Genomic DNA, 24,910 nt, shown 5'->3' with positions numbered 1-24,910 from the left:
GCGAAATGAAAAGGCAGAGAAACGTCAATTTGTTGTTGATGTTGGTGTTACTGGTAGCCGTAGGGCAGATGGCGCAAACCATTTATATTCCCGCCATCGCCGATATGGCACAAGCGCTAAACGTCCGGGAAGGCGCCGTCCAGAGCGTAATGGCTGCTTACCTCCTGACCTACGGCGTCTCGCAACTGTTTTACGGCCCGCTTTCCGACCGGGTTGGGCGCCGCCCGGTAATCCTCGTCGGCATGTCTATTTTTATGGTAGCGACCCTGATCGCCATGACCACGCATAGTTTGACGGTGTTGATTGCCGCCAGCGCCATGCAAGGGATGGGAACCGGCGTTGGTGGAGTAATGGCGAGAACGCTCCCGCGCGATCTGTATGAAGGAACGCAACTTCGTCACGCCAATAGCCTGTTAAATATGGGGATTCTGGTCAGCCCGCTGTTAGCGCCGCTGATTGGCGGTCTGCTGGATACCCTATGGAACTGGCGCGCGTGTTACGCTTTCCTGCTGGTGCTTTGCGCTGGCGTCACCTTCAGCATGGCGCGCTGGATGCCGGAAACCCGCCCCGCCGGCGCGCCGCGCACACGGCTGATCGCCAGCTATAAAACGCTGTTTGGCAACGGCGCATTTAACTGTTACCTGCTGATGCTAATCGGCGGGCTGGCTGGCATTGCGGTCTTTGAAGCCTGTTCCGGCGTGCTGATGGGGGCAGTATTAGGTCTCAGCAGTATGGTGGTAAGCATTCTGTTTATTCTGCCGATTCCGGCGGCGTTCTTCGGCGCCTGGTTTGCCGGACGCCCGAATAAACGCTTCTCAACCCTGATGTGGCAGTCAGTTATTTGCTGTCTGCTGGCAGGTCTTATGATGTGGATTCCCGGCTGGTTTGGCGTGATGAACGTCTGGACGCTACTCATCCCCGCAGCGCTGTTTTTCTTCGGCGCCGGGATGTTATTTCCACTGGCCACCAGCGGCGCGATGGAGCCGTTTCCGTTCCTCGCAGGCACCGCTGGCGCGCTGGTCGGCGGGCTGCAAAATATTGGTTCCGGCGTACTGGCGTGGCTTTCGGCAATGCTGCCGCAAACCGGTCAGGGCAGCCTGGGACTGTTGATGACCCTTATGGGGTTGCTGATCCTGGCGTGCTGGCTGCCGCTGGCGTCACGGATATCGCATCAGGGACAGACGGTTTAACGTTCCCCTCGCCCGGCTTTTTGTCGGGCGTTTCACATTCCGGCGCGATCATCGCATTGAGCAGGGGCTCCTGCGCCGGACGCCACGCTCCTTCTTCGCCGTCATAAAACTGAGTGTCCGCGTTTATCGCATACGGGATATGCGCTTTTTTCAGCTCGCAGGCCATAAAACGGGCAAACGCGAACTGTGAAGCGACCGGCGTCATTTTTATCGACTCTCCCGGCGCCCATCCGCCCACCCAGCTTGCATGGCCAGTCTTATGCTGCCAGCGAACCGCAGCGTTGATCCGTGCCCGAATCGCCGCTTTTTCCGCCGCCGTGCCTGACGTCCACGGATATTTACCGCCGCTTTTCAGGGGTCCCCACGGGAAGATGTGCCACTCCGCCAGTACATAGTTCTGGCTTTGCGCCGGCAGTTTAAGCGCCGACAAATCCTCCGGCGCGGCGCGCATTCGGGGGGCAACGAAAATCATCCGCTGTGGGTCAATGGCGTGAATCAGGCGGATGGTTTTGTCATATACGCGATTCAGCGACGCCATATTATGATTGAGTTTGTCGGCAGGCTCATAAATGAGATCGAACCCCAGAAGCGGGGATGTCTGGCCAAAATAGCGCGCAACCACGCTCCACCAGTTGATCAGCTCCTTTTCATGGCTGGCGCTGGGATCGGTTTTATACGCATCCGCCTGATAGGCAATAATGGGTATGACGCCATAGTATTCGCAGGCCTCTACCAGCTTACGCAAATGGATGAGGCGCGCTTCCGTCGGCGCGCCTGCCACACGAATACGGACATGCGTTAACCCTTTTGCCTTAAAATCCCGCACGACCAGCGGATCAAACTCGCGGATACCCCGTTCCGTTCGCGCCCAGTCAACATCCATCCCAACGCCAAGCTGCTGCGCATAGCGCGCCGCCGTCAAAGGCATCGGTTTCGCATAGACGACCGCGCTGGTCAGCATGAGAGAGGCAATAAGCGGTTTAAACACGACGCCCCCTAAAATTTTTACCACGGTGATAGCACGTATTTAGCATATTCACTCCCGGCAGGTGTAGCGACAAAGCGTAATAAATCTTCACACCTGTTCCTGCAACCAGCGAATAAATGCCTCGATTTTCGGCCACTGCCTGCCAGGCAGAGTGGTGACATAATAATGCTGATGACATTTCAGCCTCATGTCACCAAAAGGCGCAATCAGTTCTCCGCTGTCGAGACGCTTTTGCACCAGCCGTTTACGCCCCATCGCCACGCCAATGTGGTTCATCGCGGCAATCACCGCTAAATCAGAACGATCGAAGCCAATGCCGGATGAATCCGGCAAATTTACTGCAAAATGCTGCGCCCAACTGTGCCACTCATCGGTGCCCGAATCGTTACTCCACGCCTGTCTGTCGTGTAAGAGCGTACAGTGCCGCAGGTTATTCAGGTTGTCCTGCAAGGCGAAACGACGGGCGTAATCCGGGCTGCAAACGGGCAAAATCGCCTCATCCATTAAAAAATGGTGCGTGAGCTGCGCCGACGGCGCATCGTCAAAATAGATAGCCAGGTCAATGCCGGCACGCTGTAGGTTAACGTTATCGTTGCCGGTCAGCATAGTGAGAGAAATTGACGGATAGCGACGGGTAAAGTCCCCCAGCGCAGGCACCAGCCAGCACTGGGCGATAGAGGGACGTGAATACACGGTCAGCGTGCCGGACAGTTCCTGATTTTTGATATCGAGGATTTCCTGATTCAACGTATCCAGCGACGATTTCAGCGCCCAGAATACCCGTTTGCCTTCATGGGTAAGCTCCACTTTACGGTGAGAGCGGACAAATAGCTGGATTCCCAACTCGGCTTCCAGTTGATTGATACGATGGCTTACCGCACTTGGGCTTAACGACAGCTCATCTGCCGCCAGAGCAAAGGACTGGTGTCTGGCCGCGACTTCAAAAGTATAGAGTTTGGATAACTGCCAACCGTTGAGTAAGCGGTTTCGGGTATCGCGAAGGGGTTCCATGGCAACCTCAGTCATCTTTTAATTTCCCGAAGTGTAAAAAAACACGCTGAAAAAATCCGCACATAGATGAAGCAAAATGAACCATATCGCAAAATAAAGGCAATATTAGATGGAAATCACATAGTTGATTCAATTTACATCATGTGAATGGCAAATTATATCGTTTGTCAGGAGGTGCTGTTTTTCTGTCCAATAAGAACAGATTAATCACAGGGTAGGTGAGATATGCACGCTCAAATCTGGGTAGTGAGCACGCTGCTGATCAGCATCGTGTTAATCGTATTGACCATCGTGAAGTTTAAATTCCACCCCTTCCTGGCGTTACTGCTCGCCAGTTTCTTTGTCGGCGCGATGATGGGCATGGGGCCGCTGGAGATGGTCACGGCGATAGAAAACGGAATAGGCGGTACGCTCGGTTTTCTGGCCGCCGTTATCGGTCTTGGCACCATCCTCGGCAAAATGATGGAGGTTTCCGGCGCGGCGGAACGCATCGGGCTTACGCTCCAGCGCTGCCGCTGGCTCTCTGCTGACGTGATCATGGTACTGGTGGGGCTGATTTGCGGTATCACGTTGTTCGTGGAAGTGGGCGTCGTGTTGCTCATCCCACTGGCGTTTTCTATCGCTAAAAAAACCCACACCTCGCTGCTGAAGCTGGCCATTCCGCTGTGTACCGCGCTGATGGCCGTCCATTGCGTGGTACCGCCGCATCCGGCTGCGCTGTTTGTCGCAAATAAACTGGGGGCGGATATCGGCTCGGTGATTGTCTACGGTCTGCTGGTCGGACTGATAGCATCATTGATCGGCGGCCCGCTGTTCTTAAAGTTTCTGGGTAATCGTCTGCCGTTCAAGCCCGTACCGACAGAGTTTGCGGATCTTGAAGTGCGCGCCGAAAACACCCTGCCATCGCTGGGCGCAACGCTGTTTACCGTTCTGTTGCCGATTGGCCTGATGCTGGTGAAAACCGTCGCTGAACTGAATATGGCGAAAGACGGCACGTTGTATACGCTGCTGGAGTTTATCGGTAATCCGATCACCGCAATGTTTATCGCTGTCTTTGTGGCGTATTACATACTCGGTCTGCGCCAGCATATGGGTATGGGCACACTACTTACCCACACCGAAAACGGCTTTGGCGCCATTGCGAACATCCTGCTGATTATCGGCGCGGGCGGCGCGTTCAACGCCATTCTCAAAAGTAGCGGGCTGGCGGACACGCTGGCGGTGATCCTCTCAAATATGCATATGCACCCGATTCTGCTGGCATGGCTGGTAGCGCTGATTCTGCACGCGGCGGTCGGCTCTGCGACGGTGGCGATGATGGGTGCCACCGCGATTGTTGCGCCCATGCTGCCGCTCTATCCTGACGTCAGCCCGGAGATCATTGCGATTGCCATTGGTTCCGGCGCCATTGGCTGCACGATCGTGACCGATTCCCTGTTCTGGCTGGTCAAGCAGTATTGCGGCGCTACGCTGAATGAAACGTTTAAATACTATACGACGGCCACGTTTATCGCATCTGTCGTTGCACTGGCTGGCACATTCCTGCTTTCCTTTATCATCTGATCGTAAAGAGACGTACTATGGAAAACATACAAAAGCTCATCGCCCGGTATCCTTTGGTCGAGGATCTGGTCGCCCTCAAAGAAACCACCTGGTTTAACCCGGGCGCCACCTCTCTTGCACAAGGTCTACCGTATGTCGGCCTGACGGAGCAGGACGTAAACGCTGCCCATGACCGTCTGGCGCGCTTTGCGCCGTATCTGGCGAAAGCGTTTCCGCAAACCGCTGCCGCTGGCGGCATGATCGAATCTGACGTGGTCGCTATTCCGGCCATGCAAAAACGGCTGGAAAAAGAGTATGGGCAAACGATCGACGGTGAAATGCTGTTAAAAAAAGACAGTCACCTGGCAATCTCTGGTTCCATTAAAGCGCGCGGCGGTATCTACGAGGTGCTAACGCACGCGGAAAAACTGGCGCTGGAGGCGGGTCTGTTAACCACCGACGATGACTATAGCGTGTTGCTTTCGCCGGAATTTAAACAATTCTTCAGCCAGTACAGTATCGCCGTCGGTTCAACCGGCAATCTGGGGCTATCGATCGGTATCATGAGTGCCTGCATCGGTTTTAAAGTGACGGTACATATGTCTGCCGACGCCCGCGCCTGGAAAAAAGCGAAGCTGCGTAGCCACGGCGTGACGGTCGTGGAATACGAAGATGATTACGGCGTGGCGGTTGAGCAGGGTCGTAAAGCAGCGCAATCCGATCCAAACTGTTTCTTTATCGATGATGAAAACTCTCGCACGCTATTTCTGGGCTATGCGGTAGCGGGTCAGCGTCTGAAAGCGCAATTCGCGCAGCAGGGACGCGTCGTTGACGCCAGTCACCCACTGTTTGTTTATCTGCCGTGCGGCGTTGGCGGCGGCCCTGGCGGCGTCGCCTTTGGCCTGAAACTGGCGTTTGGCGACAACGTCCACTGTTTCTTTGCCGAACCGACCCATTCACCCTGCATGTTACTCGGCGTTTATACCGGTCTGCACGATGCCATCTCAGTACAAGATATCGGTATTGATAACCTGACGGCGGCTGACGGCCTGGCGGTAGGTCGCGCTTCGGGCTTTGTTGGGCGGGCAATGGAGCGTCTGCTTGACGGCCTCTATACCTTAGACGATCAAACAATGTACGACATGCTGGGCTGGCTGGCGCAGGAGGAAGGAATTCGACTGGAGCCATCAGCTCTGGCGGGGATGGCCGGGCCACAGCGCATTTGCGCCGCCGCCGCGTATCAGCAAAGGCATGGATTCAGTCAGACGCAGCTCGGCAACGCGACGCATCTGGTATGGGCAACCGGGGGCGGCATGGTGCCGGAGGATGAAATGGAACAATACCTGGCGAAAGGACGCTAATACTCGCTCAGTGCCGGAAAGACGGCAGCGCCATCCGGCACGCCATCGCGTGATGGCGCTACGCTTATCAGGCCTGTGACGTTAACGCAGCATCGCCATCAACTCCTCCGGCGAGCGATGCTGTTTCAGTAAATCCCGCATCACCCGCATATGCGGCGAGGAGTAGTTAAAAAAGATCTGGTAGCCCTCGCAAAGCTGATTTTTCCCCTGGCTATCCCGATGCTCGGGGCATCCGCCGCCGCAAAATCGTAATAAAGAGCACTTCTGACATTCAGCGCTTAGCGGCGCCTTGTCCGGCGCTTCAGCGCCATTCCTGCCGCCGCACCACTGCTGTAGCGTCTCATCAAAAAGGCGGACCGAGATACGCTGAATATCTTCACGTACCCAAATATCAAATACGCTATTTAAAAACCGCCCCCAGTCTGCTGAACACAATGAATCCTCGGTCAACATTCCGTTCCGGTCATGTTCCAACAATGGGATAAAATGGACATTGCGAATGCCGAGCCGTTGTAAGTTACGGTACAGTTGCTGAGGGCGCTGGCTATTCTGGCGATTTACGACGACCTGAATCTGGTCATCACTCACGACAATGTCCTGACGTCCTGTCATATAAAATTCCCGATAAATGCAATAAGTTGGCGAATATGGGTAACAGCAAACAGGATTGCGAGCGACAACACCGCGAGGGAGATCAAAAATTTGTCACGCACGACATGAGTTTCGGAAAAATCGCTATGCGCGACATCCATCAAATTACGACTCAGGGTATAACGCCAAAGAATCACCGCCACTATCGCCAGAACGCTGATCGACACCCAGAACAAGAACCCCGCCTGATGCCAGTGGTGCCTGACGGCTAACGCCATTAACGCCCCGTATCCCAGCAGCGTGCGAAACCAGGCCAGCGACGTACGCTCCGGTTGCAGTCCCGGATCGTTCTGCCGACGGGCTTTACGACTATCCGGCATACAGTACCAGCCCCATTACAATCACCGCGACAATCATCAAAATAACGCTGATGATCAACAGGCTGTGGGTATAGGGCAAATCCTCTTTCAGACGCATCGCTTTTTCATTACGTAACCAGCGTAGATAGCCATAAATCGCCAGGCCGCCCGCAAACAGACACAACAGTAGCGCCAGCAGTTCACGGATCACCGGCGTGGCAAAATCCGGGGCGAGCTGATCAAGACCGACGCCTGCCGCCAGAAATCCCAGCGAGGTGCGAATCCACGCCAGAAAGGTGCGCTCATTTGCCAGTGAGAAGCGATAATCCGGCGCTTCTCCGAGGCGGGAAATCTTCATGACGACTCCTTTTACGTTCTTATGTATTCCCGTTCGTTTTCAGAATACCACTCACGTTGTTGCTGATATGCTTCACATTATCCCGCAGCAAGGGAATCTTATTGCAAAATAACTGTAGTTCACTGGTGATGCGTTTCGGCGCAACCGCGCTCATTGCCGCTATTTTTCATTTCAGTTGCGACCTTTTTCAACGCCACCGCCAGGAAAGGCATTATTGCCGAATTAAAAGCTGAAAAACTACCCGTCGCGACGAAAAAAAAAGGCGATGAAGATTGATAACCAACTGAAATAAAATGGAATTATGCTCGTTGCCATTACGCTGATTAGCACGTTCATTGAGGAAGGAGATAAGAAGAAGAGCAGAAGTGTGACCGGTGCGGCGCGCGTTATCCAGCCTGGATTTAACACAGTGCGTAGGCTGGATAAGCAACGCGCCATCAGGCGCTAACCCATTCCCCAAAAAATCACCGCCAGCAGTTGTGGCGTGATAATACGCAGGAACATCACTAACGGATAGACGGTCGCGTAAGAGAGCGCCGCCGCGCCGCTGGTGGCATGAAGATTGTTGGCAAATGCCAGCGCTGGCGGATCGGTCATCGAACCGGCCAGCATCCCGCACAGCGTCAGATAGTTCATTTTGGCAAAAATCCGCGCCAGCAAACCGACGGTAATCAGCGGAATAGCGGTGATGAAAATACCGTAGCCAATCCAGCTTAATCCTTCGCCCTGCGTCAGCGTATCGACAAAATCGCCGCCGGATTTCAGCCCAACGACCGCCAGAAACAAAACGATGCCTAACTCACGCAGCGCGAGGTTGGCGCTCGGCGGCATAAACCAGTACAGCTTACCGATGCTGCCGATACGCCCCAAAATTAGCGCCATGATCAGCGGCCCGCCGGCCAGCCCCAGTTTTAAAGCGACCGGGAATCCCGGCACAAACAACGGGATTGACCCAAGCAGAACCCCTAATCCGATGCCGATAAACACCGGCAGCATCTGCACCTGCTGGAGTTTTTGCTGCGCGTTGCCGACCACATTGGCTACCGCATCAATCGAGGCAGGACGCCCCACCAGATTGAGAATGTCGCCAAACTGCAGGCTGGCGTCGCTACTGGCGACCAGCTCAACGCCCGCGCGGTTAAGGCGGGAGATAACCACGTCATAACGCTCTTTAAAGTGCAAATCGCGGATACGTTTGCCGAGCACTTTTTCGTTGGTGACGACCACACGCTCGACGCGTAAATCCGTGCCGCGCGTCGACAACGAGGTGTCCACTTCCTTGCCGATCACCAGTTGCGCGTTATGCAGGTCGGTAGATTGGCCGACGAGGTGCAGCAGGTCGCCTGCCTGGATAATCGTCCCCGGCGACGGCACCATCAGCGTGTCGTCGCGTTTCAGGCGTGAGCAAATGATTTTATCGCTGTTCAGGATCGGCACATCCTGGATAGCCATATTATTGAGGTTCGGATTCTCGACACGGATATTCATTGTCTGAATTAATGAATGACCGTTAGCGAGAGAGGATTCGTGCTTCTGCGCCTCCGCCTCGACGTTAACGCGAAAAATCAGCCGCATCAGCCACATGGTGAGCAAAATACCGCAGATGCCAAACGGATACGCCATCGCATAGCTCATCCCCATCTGATCTACCAGATCCACTGGCGTTCCCAGATCGCGCAGGATTTGCTGACCCGCCCCTAACGCAGGCGTATTGGTGACTGCGCCGGAGAAAATCCCCAGCACCACCGGCAGCGGAATAGCGAAAATTTTATGCAGAATCGCGGTGACCAACCCGCCCATAATCACAATCAGAATGGCAAACAGATTCAGACGTAGCCCGGAAACACGCAGCGAGGCGAAAAACCCCGGCCCCACCTGTATGCCGATGGTATAAACAAAAAGGATCAGGCCGAATTCCTGGATAAAGTGCAGCATATCGCCGCTCAGCGTCACCCCAGCCTGATCGACGAAGTGGCCGACGATAATACCGCCGAACAGAACGCCGCCAATACCAAAGCCGACACCGCGCACTTTAATGTTGCCGATCCATAAACCGACAACCGCCACCAACGCCAGAACGCTGACCGTCAATGCGATATCACTCATCTTTTCTTCCCTGTGAGTAACATTTCAATTTATAGGGATTATGACTGAACCGTTAAGGCATATATACAGCATGGCGCACATTCTCATGTTACAAAACCGCCCAGACGTCCTGACTTCGGCAGCGTCTTACCTTTTTCGTGGCACAAAAAAGCCCCGCCATCTCTGGCGGGGCAAGGCAAGGAGCTTATTAGCTATTTAATGCGGAGCGTTCGTTAATGGCGATACGCTGCGGCGCAATGGTTTCCGGCTCGTTACGGGTTAAATCAATATGCAGCAGGCCGTTGGTAAACGTCGCGCCGGAAACTTCCATATTCTCAGCCAGCGTAAAGCTCAGGCTAAAAGGCTGCATGACCAGGCCCTGATGTAACCATTTGGGCTCGTTTTCCGGCTGTTCCGGCGTGCCTTTCACCGTCAGGCGCGTGCCTTCCAGTTGAATATCCAGATCTTCCTGACGGAAACCAGCTAACGCTAAGGTAATGCGATAATGGTTATCGTCGCTTTTTTCGATGTTATAGGGCGGGAAGCTCTGGCTTTCGCCGCTGTTTTGCAGCGCATTGGCCAGCTTGTCAAAACCGATCCATTGACGCAGCAGTGGGGATAAATCGTAGTTACGCATAATCATTTCTCCTTCTAAGAAGCGAGTTTTTACCTTCACACTTTACGTGCGAATATGCTCCCTGACGGCGAGCATGGGATGACAGGCCGCGCAACGCGACCCGACGGAATCAGTTAATTTCGATACGGCGCGGTTTGTTCGCTTCCGGAATCACGCGCTCCAGCTCGATATACAGCAGCCCGTTGACCAGGTTTGCGCCGCGAACGTGAATGTTCTCCGCTAACTGGAACTTACGCTCAAAGTTACGCTCGGCAATGCCCTGATACAGGTAAGTACGTTCTTTCTGCTCGTCCGCATGAGCGCCTTTTACCACCAGTAAATTATCCTGGGCAGTAATCTCCAGTTCGCTTTCCGCGAAACCGGCAACGGCAATGGCGATGCGGTAGTGGTTTTCGTCTACCAGCTCAACGTTGTACGGAGGGTAGCCGCCATTACTTTGGCTTTGGTTATTTTCAAGCAGGTTAAACAGACGGTCAAAACCAATGGCAGAACGGTACAGCGGGGATAAATCAAAGTTACGCATAATCATAAACTCCTGAAATCAGCGAGAATGTCAGACCTTCCATCATGGACAGGCCAGGATTGCCAGAACACCCATCAGGCGTGCCCTTCTATTCACTACGTCTTATAAATGGGTCTGAATACGTACTTTTCAAGTATTTTAATCCGACTTTTTTTTGCAGTTTATTGGCTATTGCATAGACTGGTTGGGACAGCACTGATTGTTAAAGTGCGATTACCGCCACAGTGCCACGTACTGGTGATGTTATTTTTAGCAACGGATCGCTATAACTCATCATGCAAATAACGACAACCAACAGATGAATGAGTGATGATAAAAAACGTGTGGTTAACGCTGATAATATGGAATGGGATGCTTTTATTAAGCGGTTGTTCAAGCGTCATGTCGCACACCGGCGGTAAAGAAGGCACTTATCCTGGCACGCGCGCCAGCGCTACGATGATCGGTAACGATGAGACAAACTGGGGCACAAAATCGTTGGCCATCCTGGATATGCCGTTTACCGCCGTGATGGATACGATCCTTCTGCCGTGGGACATCTTCCGCAAAGACAGTTCGGTAAGATCGCGCGTCGAGAAAAGCGAGGAGGAGACGAAAATGACCAATGCCGTCATCCCCCCGGCGAAGATGCCTCCTCCCTGATTTATCGCCCGGTTTCCGTCACCCATAGCTGACGGAACCCTTTCACCTCTTCCATCCATGCGACGTGTCGCCCATCCGGTGAAAAAACGACGGCGTCCGCAGACGGCGGGTTGTCGTGCCTGGCGGTTAAGAAGTCGATCCTCCCACTTTGTGCGTCGCAGCAGGCAATCCGGTTTTCCAGCACCAGTCCCAGCCATTTACCCGACGGATGCCAGTTAAACGCTGACTGTACGCCGGTCGCATGATGCGTTAACTGCCGGGGCTCGCCTCCCTGCGGCGATATCAGCCACAGTTGCGCTACGCCGTTATCGTCCCGCATCAAAAAGGCGATCGCCGTCGCCTGCGGATTACTGCGGACCCAGTGGCGTGGTTCGTTAGTGAGTCCAGGATAAACACGCTGGTGAGTGAAGGTAAGACGCCGCTGAACTACGCCCAACGGCGGCGATGGCATCGTTGATTCGGTTCCCGTCAGCGGCGTGTCGCCTGCCTGTTTCCAGCCGTTTTTATGACACGGTAAATCGACAATAAACAGCTCCGGGACTTTTTTGCCCGTCAGCGACAGCGTATCGCCAATAAAGGCGATCTGGCGGTTGCCCACCCAGCCCTCTTCATAGGCGCGGTTAATGTCATCACTGCCAGGTCTCGGCGCAGGCGTCGTGCGGCTAACCAGTACGCACCAGTAGCTACCGCTGTATTCGCGCGGATGCTGAACCGGCACCGTTACCGGCCCATACGGCGCGGCCACGCCGACATTACGCAGATCCAGCGCCGGATCGCGCTCATGCAGAACGTGGTCATTATAGGTAAAACTCACCAGCTCGCCGTTCGGGCTAAACACATGGACGTGGCTGCCGCCGCGCAGCGCGCCGGGAGTATACGGCGCAGTAATATCCATCGCATCGAGGTTAGTCACGCCCCCCGGCGTTGCAATAACGCCCCGGCGGTGGTGGAAATCGTAATGCCACGTCTCATCAGGGTTTTCAGGGCCATGAATAAACACATAGTGATTGTCGGCAGGATGCACCGTCACCACACCGACATGCGCGCCCTGCACGGCGCGATAAATCACCTCCACGTCGCCGGTATGCACATTGACACGCTCAATGGTCTTGCCCGTAAATGACGCGCCTGAAGGCCGTACATCAAAGACCAGCCACTGGCTGTCAGGCGTCCAGGTATTGGTGTTGGTAAGCTGGTGATGGCGCGGCGTAAAGGTGATTTGTTTCATGAGATGTCCTGATAAGAGACGATGCTCGCCATCATACTTCACACGGGCTTTACTTTCAGGCTTTAGCGTATCATTGGGATAACCAGGCCCGGTGGCGCCACGCCACCGGGCCGTCAGGGCATTATTTCTCCTGCGCCAGCCGGATACTGCGCTCTATCACCGCCCGCCGGGCGTCACCCGCCGGCAGCAGCTTCAGCATCATCTCCCAGGCCGCCACCGCCTCGCCAAAGCGCTGCTGCTCAAAGGCGTTAAACGCATACAGGCTTAACACCCGGATATCCGTGTGGTCGCGGCTCACCAGCCGGCGCAGCAGCTCCCCGCCGCGGCGGTTATCCTCCGGGTCGGACGAGCGCGTCAGCGCCTCCGCATAGCCCAGCGCCGCATCGCGGTTTTTCGGGTCCAGACGGTAAGCGTTCGCATACGCCCCGGTGGCGGTACCGGCATTACCCAGTACCATACCGGTGCGCCCCAGCATGAGCCAGCCCTCAACATTGCCGGCATCATTCTGCAGGCGGGTACGCAGCCCCAGCGCCAGCCGCGCCATCTCCTCCTCATTCAGCGGCTGCGCCTGCGGGTCCAGCGCCCGCGCCAGCAGTCCCGGCGTCTGCGCCGTTGCCTGCTGCCAGGCCCTGACCTGCGGATAGCTGCCGGTCTGTGAGTAACTGATGGCGGCCACGACCAGCGCCATAACCACACCCGGCACGTAAACGCCCCACCCGGCGCGCGCGCCGCAAACCGGGGTGTCCGCCGGCAGCGGCTCCCGGCGCAGGCGCACCCGCCGGCGCGTGCGGGCAACGATTATCCACCCGCCCGCCACGATGGCGGCCAGCGGCAGCACCCACAGCAGCACCGTCAGCGGGGTCAGCGGCGGGTCGTAGGTGACAAAGTTGCCGTAGCGCGCCACCATATAATCGATGATTTCCTGGCGGCTCTTCCCCTCCTGCATCAGGTCATACACCCTGCGGCGCATGTCGGTGGCTATCATCGCGTTCGAGTCCGCAATGCTGTTGTTCTGGCATTTCGGGCAGCGCAGCTGCTCCGTGAGCTGGCGGAACTGCTGCTCCTGCGCTTCATCTTTAAACGGCATCACGTCGGTGGTTGCCCGCGCTGACCCGGCGATAACCAGCGCCAGCATCAGCATCACCATGCCCGGTAACAGTCTCATTGCGCCGCCTCCCGGCTGTATCTGTCCCACAGCGGTTTCAGTTCACTTTCCCATACCCGGGCATTCAAATCGCCCGCATGGCGGTAGCGGATAATCCCGTTGCCGTCGATGAGGAAGGTTTCCGGCGCGCCGTACACGCCCAGGTCCAGCCCCAGCATCCCGTCGCTGTCCGATAAACTCAGCGCATACGGGTTGCCCAGTTCTTTTAACCAGGCCACCGCCTTCGTCCGGTCGTCCTTATAGTTCAGCCCGACCACCCGGATACCCTGCGCAGAAAGCTGGTTCAGGTACTGATGCTCGGCGCGGCAGGTCGGGCACCAGGTGGCCCAGACGTTAAGCAGCACCGGTTTCCCCTGCGTCAGCACCTCCGCCTCATAGTACTGACCCGGTGTCTCCAGCGATTCCAGGCGGAACGCCGGCACCGGCTTTCCGGTCAGCGCCGATTCGAGATTCGTCGGGTCATCGCCCTGCGCGTTGCGCGCCAGCTGCCACAGCAGCGCCGCGGCAATCAGCAGAAAAATCAGCAGCGGTAATAACAGTACGTTGCGTTTCATCCGGCCTCCGGCAATGGTTTACGGCGGCGGTAGCGCGGGTCCGCCAGGCACAGCAGCCCGCCCAGCGCCATCAGCAGCCCCCCGGCCCATATCCAGCGGACAAACGGTTTGTAGTACAGGCGCACGGCCCACGCGCCGTTGTCCAGCTCCTCCCCGAGCGCGGCGTACAGGTCGCGGGTCAGCCCGCCGTCAATCGCCGCCTCGGTCATCACCATCCGGCTGGTGTTGTAGAGCCGTTTCTCCGCGTGCAGCACCGCCTCCGGCTCGCCGTGGCGCGTCACCCCGATGAGGGCCACCCCGCCGCGGTAGTTGGGGCCGGTGATGTCCCGCACCTCCCGGAAGGTGAAGCGGTAGTCGTGAATGGTCACGCTGTCGCCCGCCCGCATCCGCACGTCACGCTCCACGCTGTAATTCTGGCTGAAGGCGATGCCGGTAATCGTCACCGCCAGCCCGAGGTGCGCCGCCACCATTCCCCAGTAGCTGAGAGAGGTTTTCGTGCCGCGGGACACGCGCTGTACGGCTTCGGCAACCGCCAGCACCGCAATCCAGCAGGCCATCGCCATCCCCACCGCCGTCATGGCGATGATTTTATCTTCCAGCAGCCATGGCAAAAGTACCGACAGCACCAGGGTGGTGACAACGGCAGCCCACAGCAGTTTCCTGATGTTACGCGGCCGGTCCCGGCCCCAGCGCACCAGCGGCCCCACCCCCAGCAGCAGGGCAAAGGGGACCATCAGCCAGGTGAACATGGTGTTAAAGAACGGCTCCCCCACCGAAATGCTGCCCAGCCCCAGCTGTTTGTGCACCAGCGGCAGCAGGGTGCCCAGCAGCACCACCAGCATGGCGGCCATCAGCAGGACGTTGTTGCCGAGCAGCAGCGACTCGCGCGACCACAGCGTGTTGTTCACCCGCGAACGCACCCTGTGCCCGCGCACGGCGAACAGCAGCAGCGAGCCGCCGGTGACCAGCACCATAAAGGCGAGGATAAACATCCCGCGCGCCGGGTCGGAGGCGAAGGCGTGCACCGACACCAGCACCCCGGAGCGCACCAGGAAGGTGCCCAGCAGGCACAGCGAGAAGGCGCAGATGGACAGCAGCAGCGTCCACGCCTTAAAGCCGGCGCGCTGTTCCGTGACCGCCAGCGAGTGCAGCAGGGCGGTGCCCGCCAGCCACGGCATAAAGGAGGCGTTCTCCACCGGGTCCCAGAACCACCAGCCGCCCCAGCCCAGCTCGTAGTAGGCCCACGCCGAGCCGAGCACGATGCCCAGCGTCAGGAACACCCACGCCGCCAGCGTCCACGGGCGGGCAAAACGGGTGAACGCGCTGTCCAGACGCCCGCTCAGCAGCGCGGCGATGGCGAAGGCGAAGGCCACCGAGAAGCCGACATAGCCCATGTACAGCAGCGGCGGGTGGAAAATCAGCCCCGGGTCCTGCAGCAGCGGGTTCAGGTCACGCCCCTCCACCGGAAAGGCCGGCAGCGTGCGGGCGAACGGGCCGGAGGTGAACAGGATGAACGCCAGAAAACCGGCGCAGACCATCCCCATCACCGCCAGCACCCGGGCGACGATATCCGCCGGCACCGGCCGGCTGAACACCGCCACCGCCAGGGTCCAGCCGCTCATCAGCAGCACCCACAGCAGCAGCGAGCCCTCGTGCGCTCCCCAGGTGGCGGCCACCCGGTACCACACCGGCAGCTGCGTGTTCGAGTTGCCGGCGACATAGGCCACGGTGAAGTCGTTAACCACAAAGGCGTGCACCAGCACGAAAAACGCGCCCGCCACGCAGATGAACAGCAGCCAGGCGAACACCCCGGCCGACGCCATCATCCGCGCGTCGCCGCGCGCCACGCCCCACAGCGGGTAAACGGACAGCAGCAGCGCCACGCCGAGCGCCAGGCACAGCAGCGCGTGGCCGTATTCAGGCATCATGATGAGGTGTCCTTATCAGCGCGTTGCGGGCGGCGGTGGTTTTCCTGCATCGCCTTTTCCACTTCCGGCGGGGTGTAGTTCTCGTCATGCTTGGCCAGCACCTCGTGCGCCAGGACGTGGTTGCCCTTCTCCAGGGTGCCCTGCACCACCACCCCCTGCCCCTCGCGGAACAGGTCCGGCAGTATCCCCTCATAGCTCACCGTCACCGACCCTTCGGCGTCGTAGAGGCTGAAGTTCACCTTCAGCGAGTCCGGGTCGCGCCTGACGCTGCCGGGCATCACCATCCCGCCGACGCGCAGGCGCTGGCCCGCCGCCGGCAGCTGCTGCGTCTCGCGCTTGCCGTAGAGAATTTCGCCGGGGGTATAGAACAGGTCGATATTCGCGCGCAGCGCGTACAGGACCAGGGCGGTGGTCAGCGCCAGGCCCGCCAGCACCGCGCAGACCACCCATAGCCGGTTTTTACGTCGCAGGTTCACGCCGCCTCCTGTTGCGCCTGTGCGGCACGCATCCGCGCCTCGCGCGCCCGCTGCTGCGCCACGCCGCGCAGAATGGCCCGGCGCTGCAGCACCGTGTGCAGCGCCAGCAGCGCCAGCGGCGCCACGGTCATCGCCACCGCCAGCCAGACAAAAAAGGCGTACCCGCCCATGGCGAAAAAATCGCTCCACGATGAAAATGCCGGACTCACCGGTGCCCCCTTTTCAGTATCAGTTCGCTCACCCACGGGCGGCGTTTTTCCATCAGTAAAATCAGGTTGCGCATCCGCATCAGCGCCAGCGTCATAAAAAGCAGCAGGTAACCGGCGATGGCCCAGCGCAGCGGCGAGCGCATCGCCGGGTCGATGCTCTGCTGCATCCGCGTCGAGCCCTGGTGCAGGGTGTTCCACCACTCGACGGAATAGTGGATAACCGGCAGGTTCACCACGCCGACCAGCACCAGAATGCCCGCCGCGCGCCCGGCCATTTTACGGTCGTCAAAGGCGTGCCACAGGGCGATGACCCCGGCGTAGAGAAACAGCAGCACCAGCTCCGAGGTCAGGCGCGCGTCCCACACCCACCAGGTGCCCCACATCGGCTTGCCCCACGCCGCGCCGGTGACCAGCGCGATGAAGGTGTACACCGCCCCCACCGGCGCCATCGCCGCGACGGCAAGGCTGGCCATTTTCATCTGCCAGACCAGCCCGGTGAACGCCGCCACCGCCATCGCCGCATAGATACCCATCGACCAGATGGCCGCCGGGACATGCAGGTACATAATGCGGTAGCCCTCCCCCTGCTGGTAGTCCGCCGGGGCGAAACCAAAGCCCCGGACCCAGCCGGTGGCCAGCGCGATGATGCCGGCTGCCGCCAGCCACGGCACGAGCCTGCCGCAAATCTGATACAGCCGGGGCGGCGCCGCCAGCTGATGAAGGGTTTTCCACATAGTCGTCACCTGACCTCCTGAAACCAGTAAAATGTCCGTCGCGCCGGGGCGCTACTGCACGCTGAGGCGCAGCGCCGCCGCGGTGGCGAACGGGCTTAACGTCGCGCTGCCCGCCAGCAGCGCCCCCAGCACCGCCAGATAGCCGTCAGCGGGTAAATGCATCGATGCCGCGTCCATCGCCGCGGCGGCGAAAATCAGCACCGGGACACTCAGCGGCAGCACCAGAATGCCCAGCAGGACGCCGCCGCGCCGCAGCCCGGCCGTCAGCGCAACGCCCGGCGCGGCGAGAAACCCCAGCGCCGGCGTGCCGAGCAGCAGCGTCAGCGCCATGATTTTCCAGCCGTACACGTCCATCCCCAGCAGCAGCGCCACCAGCGGGGAGAGCATAATCAGCGGCAGGCCGGTCACCGCCCAGTGGGCCAGCACCTTCGCCAGCACCACCGCCGGCAGCGGCACCGGCAGCAGCATCAGCTGCTCCAGGCTGCCGTCCTGCAGGTCGTCGCGAAACAGCCGCTCCAGCGCCAGCAGCGAGGCCAGCAGCGCCGCCACCTGGATGATGCCCGGCGCGATACGCGCCAGCAGCTGCGGCTGCGGCCCGACGCTTAACGGAAACAGGGTGATGACCATCAGGAAGAACCACAGCGGGCCGGCGATGTCCGCGCCGTGGCGGAACGCCACGCGCAGTTCGAGACAGAAGACACGCCACATCACAGCCCGGCCCCCCCGCCGGTCAGCGCCAGGCGGCGGACGGTGTCCGCGGTCCCCGGCAGCGGCTGGTGGGTGGTGAGAATGACCATCCCGCCCTGCGCCGTGTGCGCCGCCATCCGCCGGGTGAGGCGCGCCACGCCGTTAACGTCAATGGCGGTGAACGGCTCGTCAAGCACCCACAGAGCGGCGCGGGTCAGCCACAGGCGGGCCAGCGCCACCCGGCGCTGCTGCCCGGCCGAGAGCAGGGCGACCGGCACGTCCTCAAATCCCGCCAGCCCGGCCTGCGCCAGCGCCTCCGGGAGGCGCGCGCCGTCACCGGGGTGGAAGAAGTGCAGGTTCTCCCGCGCCGTCAGGCGGGTTTTTATCCCCGGCTGGTGCCCTATCCACAGCAGGCTGCGATGGAAGCTGTCACGCACGCGGCGCAGGGGTTCGCCCTGCCAGTACACCTCCCCGCCATCCGGGCGCGCCAGCCCGGTCAGCAGGCGCAGCAGGGTGGTTTTTCCGGCGCCGTTGCCGCCGGTGACCTGCACCCACTCCCCGGCGTCCACGGTGAACGACAGCCCGCGAAACAGCGTCCTCTCGTCCCGCTCGCAGTACAGATCTCTGGCTTCAAGCATCATTGTCATTGCGCATATTCAGGTTGATATGGCGTATAAACACCGGTCAGGCTTTCCAGGAAGGCGACGATATCGTCAATATCGTTTTGCGGCAGATCGGTGCCAACCTGATAACGCAGCATCAGTTTTACCGCGCCATCCAGCGTCGGTACGTCGCCCCGATGGAAATAAGGCGCCGTTAACGCGACGTTGCGTAAGCCCGGGACTTTTTGCCGTAATTTATCGCGAACCTCTTTGGTGACGTTCATACGACCAATATCCGCTGCGGTAATTTCGCCAAAATTAAAGTCTCGCTTTAATCCCAATGGTTCAAAAGAGCGCCCGCCTAAAATGATACCGCCGTGACAGGTTGCACATTTATTTTCTTTAAATAATTGATAACCGTGTTTCTGTTGCGCGGTCAGCGCATTTTCATCTCCACGTAGCCATTTATCAAAGGCGGAATCCGGCGTTATCAACGTTTTTTCGAATTCGGCGATCGCATCAGTAATATTTTCCCCGGTAAATCCTTGCGGATAAACCGCCTGGAAATCTTTTTTCAGGACAGGATCTTTATCAAGCTTGCTAATAATTTCATCCCAGGATTTAGAGGCCATTTCAATAGGATTTAACGGTGGTCCGCCTGCTTGCTCCTGCAGGGTTGCAGCACGACCATCCCAAAATTGTTCGATATTAAATACGGAGTTGAATACCGTCGGCGCATTTATTGGTCCTACCGCACCGCCAACGCCAATTGAGGTTTTTCTGCCATCGACACCGCCCGCATTTAACGCGTGACAATGCGCACAGGATATTGTGCTGTCGCCGGATAAACGTTCATCATGATAAAGACGGAAACCTAAGTCGACTTTTTTCGCATCGACGGGAATATTGCGCGGAATAGGCTGAACGGGTTCATTCCGGTGCGCGGCGTCGGTATCGGCGCTGGCATAGTTGCGCTCACGCTGATCGGCTATCCAGTTCAGGATGTCAGTACGCTCTTTATCGCTGACGCCCCCCGCCCAGTGCAGCGCGACATAGCGGGTTGGCGGCATAGTCTGATGTTGCATAACCCATTCAATTTTATTCAGTTCGCTTTGCGGCACCGGCGTATCCGCAATCAGGGCGGCCCGTACCGCCTCCAGGTTAAACGATTTGTAGCCGAGCTGGATATCGTAATCCATTAGCTGCTTTGCCACCGGAAAAGAGGAATAAAAAGGTAATTCAGCGGAAGGCGTATGACAATAATCACATCCTTTCTCCCTGAAATAACCCAGTATTTTATTATTTTCACCCACAACCGAGGCCTGCACATCGCTTTTTTTACTGCGCTGTTTGTCGTAATACCATACATACCCGGACAAACCTAAATAACATAACAGCCCAACGGTGATAACCGTTGTCGCATAGAGGGTAATTTTTTTCATATCACTATCCTTATGGGGTATTGCGGCATGATTAATTAAATTTTATTTTTTTACTCATGAGGCCCGTCAATACTAAATACAAACCCATCATGGATATTGATTGGTATCAATAATTACAATTGGCTAAACCTATAGATATGATAACCCCCGACTATCGTAAGATTTATTTTGCGATGCCCGTCACAGGGTTTATTCAGCCGCAACAATGGATAAATCCTCTTTTCCGTCATCAAAACGAACGATAGCCAACAATAATTGACTTAACGCAGCATAAAAACCATAGGAATCATGCTTAAGGCAATTATTTGTAAATTCCGGAAGCCATTCCAGTAATGACGACAATGTTTTCTGGCGTAATTTATTCATTCTCCGTTGTTGGAACGATTCACCCAATGAAAAATGTAAATGGCTGAGTAATTCCAGATAAATCGCCAGGTGGTCGGCCGGCTCTTTAAAATCGTCGTTGACTTCCATCCCGGCTTCAAGCAATAAATGTTTAATCATGCCGGGGTCCTGCTGCGGGTATTGCGAGGCGTAGGGCAACGCCGATTTTTTATCCGTCATCAGGAACAATCCGCAAAAATCTGCGGCCAGCTCCAGCTGCGCATCCTGGCGCAGGCTAAGCGCGGCAATTTTTTGTTCGAGTAACGCCACCGACGCCGCCAGCGCAGGCTGACGCTTTAACAGCGCCAGCCAGTCCGCGATTTCCGCGGACTGTAATTGTATTAACCCTTCATCATCCACTTCCCGGAAAAAGAGTAACGCCAGCCATGCATATACGCAGGCGTACTGTTCCTGAGCAAGCGCTGGCTGCTTAATCATGCGGATTCCCCTGCGATGCGGGTACATATTCACACTGCGCGACCATCTCGACCGGACCGTTAAACGCCGTGACGTTATCAATAGGGCCGGTATATTTTTCAATTTCCACCAGCGTCGTATGCGCGCTGGTCGCCTGCGCGAGCTGTGATGTACCGATATCCAGCGTTAATACGTTAGGGTTGCCGTACTTACATAACGCGTTGAGATCGCCGCCTTTATCAGGATCGTACCAGGCGCCTTCATGAATTCGCGCCACGCCCGGCGCATAGCGATCGGAAACTACCGCTCCCGCCAGTACCTGCCCGCGTGCATTGAATACCCGCACGATGTCACCGTTGCGGATCCCGCGTGCGCTGGCATCCTGTGGGTTAATAAAGACCGGCTCCTTGCCGCCAACGGCATATTGCTGACGCAGCGTTTCCGACTCGCACAGTTGGGAATGCAGACGGAAATCAGGGTGGACGGATTGTAAGTGCAGCGGCCAGCGCTGCGATCCCGGCCCGCCATGCGAGCGTTCGATTTTTTCGAACCACATGGGATGGCCCTGACAATCGTCGTATTGCATGTCGGCGATCGTTTTGGAGTAAATCTCGATCAAACCGCTTGGCGTGCCCAACGGCTCCAGGTCCGGATCTTCACGGAAAGCCTGATGGCGCACAAACATCTGCGGATGATCAAACTCGATATACTCCTGTTGATTCCAGAACACCTCGAAAGTCGGTAAGTGGATACCGCGACCTTTTCCCTGCTGGCTCCCTTCCTGCCAGATGCGTTTCAGCCAGCCCATTTCATCAAGACCTTCCGTGAATGCCGCTTCACGGTTAAAGCGTCGGCAGAGATCGCGGAAAATATCAAAGTCGTTACGCGCTTCAAACTGCGGCGACACCACCTGTTTCATGGCGATAATGCCGCGGTTAGAGTGGTTGCCGAACTGATCGAGGTCGTTACGCTCAAATTGGGTGGTAGCCGGCAAAACGATATCCGCAAAGCGGCAGGTCGACGTCCACTGGTTATCAATAGCGATGACCGTTTCCAGCTTGCGCCACCCTTCAATTATGCGGTTAATTTGTTGGTGTCGGTGGAACGGGTTAGTCCCGGCGAACACGCACATCTTCAGCGGCGGTAATTTAACCGATTTGCCGTTCCAGTTAATGATCTTGCCCGGTTCAAGAATGGCATCCATAAAACGCGCAATAGGAATGGTGCTGCTGTAGCCTTTGTAATCCGTGCTGTCGTGCACTGGCGGAACGGTCGTCGAACCGGAAAAGCCGCTTAAAATGATCCCTTTACGGCCAGGCGTCCCGGCGCCGTTGTAGTGCCAGCCAAAACCAAAGCCGCCGCCCGGTAAACCAATCTGTCCCAGCATTGCCGCCAGCACGACGACCATCCATGACCACTGTTCGCCATGCTGCATACGTTGTACGCACCAGCCAGCGATGATTTGCGTTCTGTCGCCCGCCATCTGCCGCGCCAACGCGCGGATGGTGTCGGCGTCAATACCGCACAGTTTTTCCGCCCAGGCGGCATCTTTGGGCTGTCCATCTTTTTCGCCCAGCAAATAGGGGAGGAACTGGTCAAAACCGACGCAGTAGTTATCGAGGAAATTTTTATCGTACAGTTTCTCGCTGTACAGCGTATGCGCCAGCGCCAGTTGTAACGGGACATCCGTCTGCGGGTTAATGGCGATATGTTTGACCTTATCGCGCCCCAGATAATCGTGCGTGGAGGTGACGACCGGGTCGATGCTGATGACCGAGATAGCGCCGCTGGCAACCTTCTCTTTTAATTGTTCATAGTACTGATAGACATCGTGATCCGGGCACCACCAGTTTGCCTGCTGGTTTTTCACCATATCAGAACCCCATAGCACAATCGTTTTACTGTTCTGTAAAACCAGAGGCCATGACGTTTGCTGCTCGTACACTTCCATTGAACCCACCACGCGAGGCAGAATCACCTGCGCCGCGCCGGTCGAATAGTCCCCTCCCGTGCTGATGCTATTGCCATGTAGCGCAATCGCGCGCGCCAGCATCCCGGAGGCGTTATGGAACATGCCGGTAGATTGCCAGCCGCTCGCCGTCAGTAACGCGCTCGGCCCGTAGGTTTTTTGCACCCGCTCCAGTTCCTGATAGAACAGATCCAGCGCTTCATCCCAGGAGACGCGCACAAAACGATTATCGCCGCGCTGCGAGGTGTCGCTTTGATGACCTTTGCGCATCCAGTCGACGCGCACCATCGGATAGCGAATACGCGCCGCGTTGTGGACGTGATCGGGCAGACCGGCGATCATTTTGGACGGGTATTTATCCTGTTCAAACGGTTTTGCCGCCACAAATCGACCGTCAACCACCGTGGCGCGAATCGCCCCCCAGTGAGAGCCGGTAAGGATACCCTCTTTCGTCGCGGCGCCTGGCGCAACGGCATCCGCTGCGCGGGCGCTACGGGGCGTCAGCAGTGACGGCCCCAGCATTCCTGCCACCGTCAAACCGCCAAGCTGCGCCAGAAAACGTCGACGAGAGACGTGTAGCGTGTCCTTATTTTTCATTGTGTTCTCCCTTATCGCTGTGCGGCGTGTTGGTGGTATCAGACGCATTCATCTGGAGATATTTCAACAAGGTACGTTCTTCACGCTTATCCAGACTGGTGAAACCGATCATGCCGTTGAGCGTGCCGATCCAGCCGTTAGCGTCAAAGTGCGCTTTGTCCGGCGCGCCGTGACACTGATTACAGGTGCCGTTATAGAGGGAGTCGGCATAGGCCCAAATCGGTTTAATGTCATTTACCATGTCGCCTTTTTGCATCCACGCAGTTGCCTGTAATTTGCTCCACTGAGTATTGGTCGCCGCGACGGTGGTCTCTTCCAGCGTTTTCACATGCTGTTGCACATCGCCGCGAATCGAGGCGACAAAAATACGTTTACCGGGCAACTGCGTCAGCACGCGCTGGCGACCGTCCGTCTCCGTCCAGCCTTCGATTTGCACTTGCAGCCAGTCACCGTCCCGTTTAAGGACTTTCACTTCAGAAGCAGGTAACAGCGAACCTGCCGGTTCTTTATCGCCTTTAGCGGCGTAAATCGGCTTGATATCCAGCGAATAGAGCGTATCGCCGTCATTATGCGTACTGGCGCTGGCGCGCAGTTCATCAAACTGTTTGCGGAAACCGCTGCTCATATCCGGTAGCTGGTGGGCAATCCCTTTATGACAGTCGATGCAGGATTGATTTTCTTTCGCGGCGATTTTCATTTGCCGCGCCGCTTCCGGGTTCTGTTTCGCGTGATCCATCGCATCGTAGTTATGGCAGGAACGACAGGTCGCGGAGTTATTCTCTTTCATGCGCGCCCATTCACGCTCGGCAAGCTCGGCGCGTTTGGCTTCAAATTTTTCCGGGGTATCAATCGAGTGGGCGATAAATGTCTGGTAAAGATCGTTGCTGGCTTCCAGCTTACGTTTCACCATGCCTGGAATATCAGGGGGGATATGGCAATCGTGGCATTCCGCGCGTACGCCGGAAGCATTCTGGAAATGTACGGACTGTTTATATTCCTGATACACCGGCTGCATACTATGGCAGCTGACGCAAAACTCTGTCGTACTGGTCAGTTTGATACCGACGTGAGGTAACACGATCAGCGCAACGCCGATCACAATCCCGACAATGACCAGCGCCAGTATCGACCAACGGGCGCTTGGCCTGAGTAGCGCTCTCCAGAGTTTTCGCATAATAGCCCCTGTAATTATATGGTTTAATGCGCAGATCTTATTCCGCAAATATGAACA

The 24,910-nt window shown here is 57.1% G+C and carries 25 protein-coding genes and 1 other annotated feature; of the genes, 4 read left to right on the top strand and 21 right to left on the bottom strand.

Annotated elements, in window-relative coordinates; all coding sequences use genetic code 11:
- Positions 1 to 5 precede the first annotated feature (5 nt).
- Positions 6 to 1,190, top strand: a complete 1,185-nt coding sequence (emrD, locus tag QEN32_RS00185; RefSeq protein WP_000828744.1) for a multidrug efflux MFS transporter EmrD — start codon at positions 6 to 8, stop codon at positions 1,188 to 1,190.
- Here emrD and QEN32_RS00180 read toward each other — a convergent pair.
- Positions 1,117 to 2,202 carry a cellulase family glycosylhydrolase gene (locus QEN32_RS00180; protein WP_265322180.1) on the bottom strand — a complete coding sequence of 362 codons (1,086 nt, stop codon included), beginning with the start codon at positions 2,200 to 2,202 and terminating at the stop codon, positions 1,117 to 1,119. The two genes, emrD and QEN32_RS00180, sit on opposite strands and share 74 nt — an antisense overlap.
- Before the next feature lie 63 nt (positions 2,203 to 2,265).
- The gene (gene dsdC, locus QEN32_RS00175) at positions 2,266 to 3,189 is read right to left on the bottom strand and encodes a DNA-binding transcriptional regulator DsdC (RefSeq protein WP_001541637.1); all 924 of its coding nucleotides are present in this window, start codon (positions 3,187 to 3,189) and stop codon (positions 2,266 to 2,268) included.
- Between the two features lie 225 nt (positions 3,190 to 3,414).
- On the opposite strand from dsdC, the gene dsdX reads away from it, so the two are divergent.
- Both dsdX and dsdA read left to right on the top strand, forming a co-directional pair.
- Positions 3,415 to 4,752, top strand: a complete 1,338-nt coding sequence (gene dsdX, locus QEN32_RS00170) for a D-serine transporter DsdX (protein WP_280144436.1) — start codon at positions 3,415 to 3,417, stop codon at positions 4,750 to 4,752.
- Between the two features lie 17 nt (positions 4,753 to 4,769).
- Positions 4,770 to 6,092 (top strand): D-serine ammonia-lyase, encoded by a 1,323-nt coding sequence (dsdA, locus tag QEN32_RS00165; RefSeq protein WP_000427986.1) that lies wholly within the window; start codon positions 4,770 to 4,772, stop codon positions 6,090 to 6,092.
- Positions 6,093 to 6,173: 81 nt separating this feature from the next.
- Here dsdA and QEN32_RS00160 read toward each other — a convergent pair whose 3' ends face one another.
- The 6 genes from QEN32_RS00160 to ibpA form a co-directional block, all read right to left on the bottom strand.
- Entirely contained in the window at positions 6,174 to 6,704 is a 531-nt protein-coding gene (locus tag QEN32_RS00160) for a radical SAM protein (protein ID WP_265322179.1), read from the bottom strand.
- A complete protein-coding gene (locus QEN32_RS00155) occupies positions 6,701 to 7,063 on the bottom strand; it encodes a DUF202 domain-containing protein (protein WP_001113454.1) in 363 nt (120 codons plus the stop codon). Before QEN32_RS00155 ends, QEN32_RS00160 begins: the two co-directional genes overlap by 4 nt.
- Positions 7,053 to 7,400: a YidH family protein gene (locus QEN32_RS00150; RefSeq protein ID WP_000703964.1), complete on the bottom strand. Its 348-nt coding sequence runs from the start codon at positions 7,398 to 7,400 to the stop codon at positions 7,053 to 7,055. Before QEN32_RS00150 ends, QEN32_RS00155 begins: the two co-directional genes overlap by 11 nt.
- 444 nt (positions 7,401 to 7,844) lie before the next feature.
- On the bottom strand, positions 7,845 to 9,506 hold the full coding sequence (locus QEN32_RS00145; protein ID WP_001279781.1) for a putative transporter: 1,662 nt from the start codon (positions 9,504 to 9,506) through the stop codon (positions 7,845 to 7,847).
- Positions 9,507 to 9,693: 187 nt separating this feature from the next.
- Positions 9,694 to 10,122 carry a small heat shock chaperone IbpB gene (gene ibpB / locus QEN32_RS00140; RefSeq protein WP_001246919.1) on the bottom strand — a complete coding sequence of 143 codons (429 nt, stop codon included), beginning with the start codon at positions 10,120 to 10,122 and terminating at the stop codon, positions 9,694 to 9,696.
- Between the two features lie 109 nt (positions 10,123 to 10,231).
- A complete protein-coding gene (gene ibpA / locus QEN32_RS00135; RefSeq protein WP_001532742.1) occupies positions 10,232 to 10,645 on the bottom strand; it encodes a small heat shock chaperone IbpA in 414 nt (137 codons plus the stop codon).
- Positions 10,639 to 10,712, bottom strand: a sequence feature (ROSE (Repression Of Heat Shock gene Expression) occurs in the 5'-region of heat shock genes and acts as an RNA thermometer to modulate expression.). It overlaps the preceding gene by 7 nt.
- A gap of 242 nt (positions 10,713 to 10,954) precedes the next feature.
- Between ibpA and QEN32_RS00130 the strand changes: the two genes are divergently transcribed.
- Positions 10,955 to 11,287, top strand: a complete 333-nt coding sequence (locus tag QEN32_RS00130; protein ID WP_001581211.1) for a YceK/YidQ family lipoprotein — start codon at positions 10,955 to 10,957, stop codon at positions 11,285 to 11,287.
- A 1-nt stretch (position 11,288) separates the two neighbouring features.
- On the opposite strand, the gene QEN32_RS00125 is transcribed toward QEN32_RS00130, so the two are convergent.
- From QEN32_RS00125 to torC, 13 genes are all read right to left on the bottom strand, one after another.
- Positions 11,289 to 12,515, bottom strand: a complete 1,227-nt coding sequence (locus QEN32_RS00125) for a DUF3748 domain-containing protein (protein WP_265322178.1) — start codon at positions 12,513 to 12,515, stop codon at positions 11,289 to 11,291.
- A 121-nt stretch (positions 12,516 to 12,636) separates the two neighbouring features.
- On the bottom strand, positions 12,637 to 13,680 hold the full coding sequence (locus QEN32_RS00120) for a cytochrome c-type biogenesis protein CcmH (RefSeq protein WP_265322426.1): 1,044 nt from the start codon (positions 13,678 to 13,680) through the stop codon (positions 12,637 to 12,639).
- The gene (gene dsbE / locus QEN32_RS00115; protein WP_063814174.1) at positions 13,677 to 14,234 is read right to left on the bottom strand and encodes a thiol:disulfide interchange protein DsbE; all 558 of its coding nucleotides are present in this window, start codon (positions 14,232 to 14,234) and stop codon (positions 13,677 to 13,679) included. The genes QEN32_RS00120 and dsbE overlap by 4 nt, the downstream gene beginning before the upstream one ends.
- Positions 14,231 to 16,162 (bottom strand): heme lyase CcmF/NrfE family subunit, encoded by a 1,932-nt coding sequence (locus QEN32_RS00110; protein WP_000982510.1) that lies wholly within the window; start codon positions 16,160 to 16,162, stop codon positions 14,231 to 14,233. The genes dsbE and QEN32_RS00110 overlap by 4 nt, the downstream gene beginning before the upstream one ends.
- Positions 16,159 to 16,638, bottom strand: a complete 480-nt coding sequence (gene ccmE, locus QEN32_RS00105; RefSeq protein WP_001053600.1) for a cytochrome c maturation protein CcmE — start codon at positions 16,636 to 16,638, stop codon at positions 16,159 to 16,161. The genes QEN32_RS00110 and ccmE overlap by 4 nt, the downstream gene beginning before the upstream one ends.
- Entirely contained in the window at positions 16,635 to 16,847 is a 213-nt protein-coding gene (gene ccmD, locus QEN32_RS00100; protein WP_000074110.1) for a heme exporter protein CcmD, read from the bottom strand. Before ccmD ends, ccmE begins: the two co-directional genes overlap by 4 nt.
- Positions 16,844 to 17,581 carry a heme ABC transporter permease gene (locus tag QEN32_RS00095; RefSeq protein ID WP_000265996.1) on the bottom strand — a complete coding sequence of 246 codons (738 nt, stop codon included), beginning with the start codon at positions 17,579 to 17,581 and terminating at the stop codon, positions 16,844 to 16,846. The genes ccmD and QEN32_RS00095 overlap by 4 nt, the downstream gene beginning before the upstream one ends.
- 51 nt (positions 17,582 to 17,632) lie before the next feature.
- Entirely contained in the window at positions 17,633 to 18,292 is a 660-nt protein-coding gene (ccmB, locus tag QEN32_RS00090; RefSeq protein ID WP_000990028.1) for a heme exporter protein CcmB, read from the bottom strand.
- Positions 18,289 to 18,906, bottom strand: a complete 618-nt coding sequence (gene ccmA / locus QEN32_RS00085; protein ID WP_265322416.1) for a cytochrome c biogenesis heme-transporting ATPase CcmA — start codon at positions 18,904 to 18,906, stop codon at positions 18,289 to 18,291. The genes ccmB and ccmA overlap by 4 nt, the downstream gene beginning before the upstream one ends.
- A gap of 5 nt (positions 18,907 to 18,911) precedes the next feature.
- Complete coding sequence (locus tag QEN32_RS00080; RefSeq protein WP_000724469.1) at positions 18,912 to 20,312, bottom strand: cytochrome-c peroxidase; 1,401 nt, start codon at positions 20,310 to 20,312, stop codon at positions 18,912 to 18,914.
- A gap of 189 nt (positions 20,313 to 20,501) precedes the next feature.
- Positions 20,502 to 21,134, bottom strand: coding sequence for a molecular chaperone TorD (gene torD / locus QEN32_RS00075; protein ID WP_265322415.1), 633 nt, complete (start codon positions 21,132 to 21,134; stop codon positions 20,502 to 20,504).
- Positions 21,127 to 23,679 (bottom strand): trimethylamine-N-oxide reductase TorA, encoded by a 2,553-nt coding sequence (gene torA / locus QEN32_RS00070; protein ID WP_080184671.1) that lies wholly within the window; start codon positions 23,677 to 23,679, stop codon positions 21,127 to 21,129. The genes torD and torA overlap by 8 nt, the downstream gene beginning before the upstream one ends.
- A complete protein-coding gene (torC, locus tag QEN32_RS00065; RefSeq protein WP_001230254.1) occupies positions 23,669 to 24,853 on the bottom strand; it encodes a pentaheme c-type cytochrome TorC in 1,185 nt (394 codons plus the stop codon). The genes torA and torC overlap by 11 nt, the downstream gene beginning before the upstream one ends.
- Positions 24,854 to 24,910: the final 57 nt, after the last annotated feature.

It is taken from the genome of Salmonella sp. SA14318 (assembly GCF_029866905.1).
GTDB classification, from domain to species: domain Bacteria; phylum Pseudomonadota; class Gammaproteobacteria; order Enterobacterales; family Enterobacteriaceae; genus Salmonella; species Salmonella enterica.
This window is presented reverse-complemented; position numbering and strand designations above follow the sequence as displayed.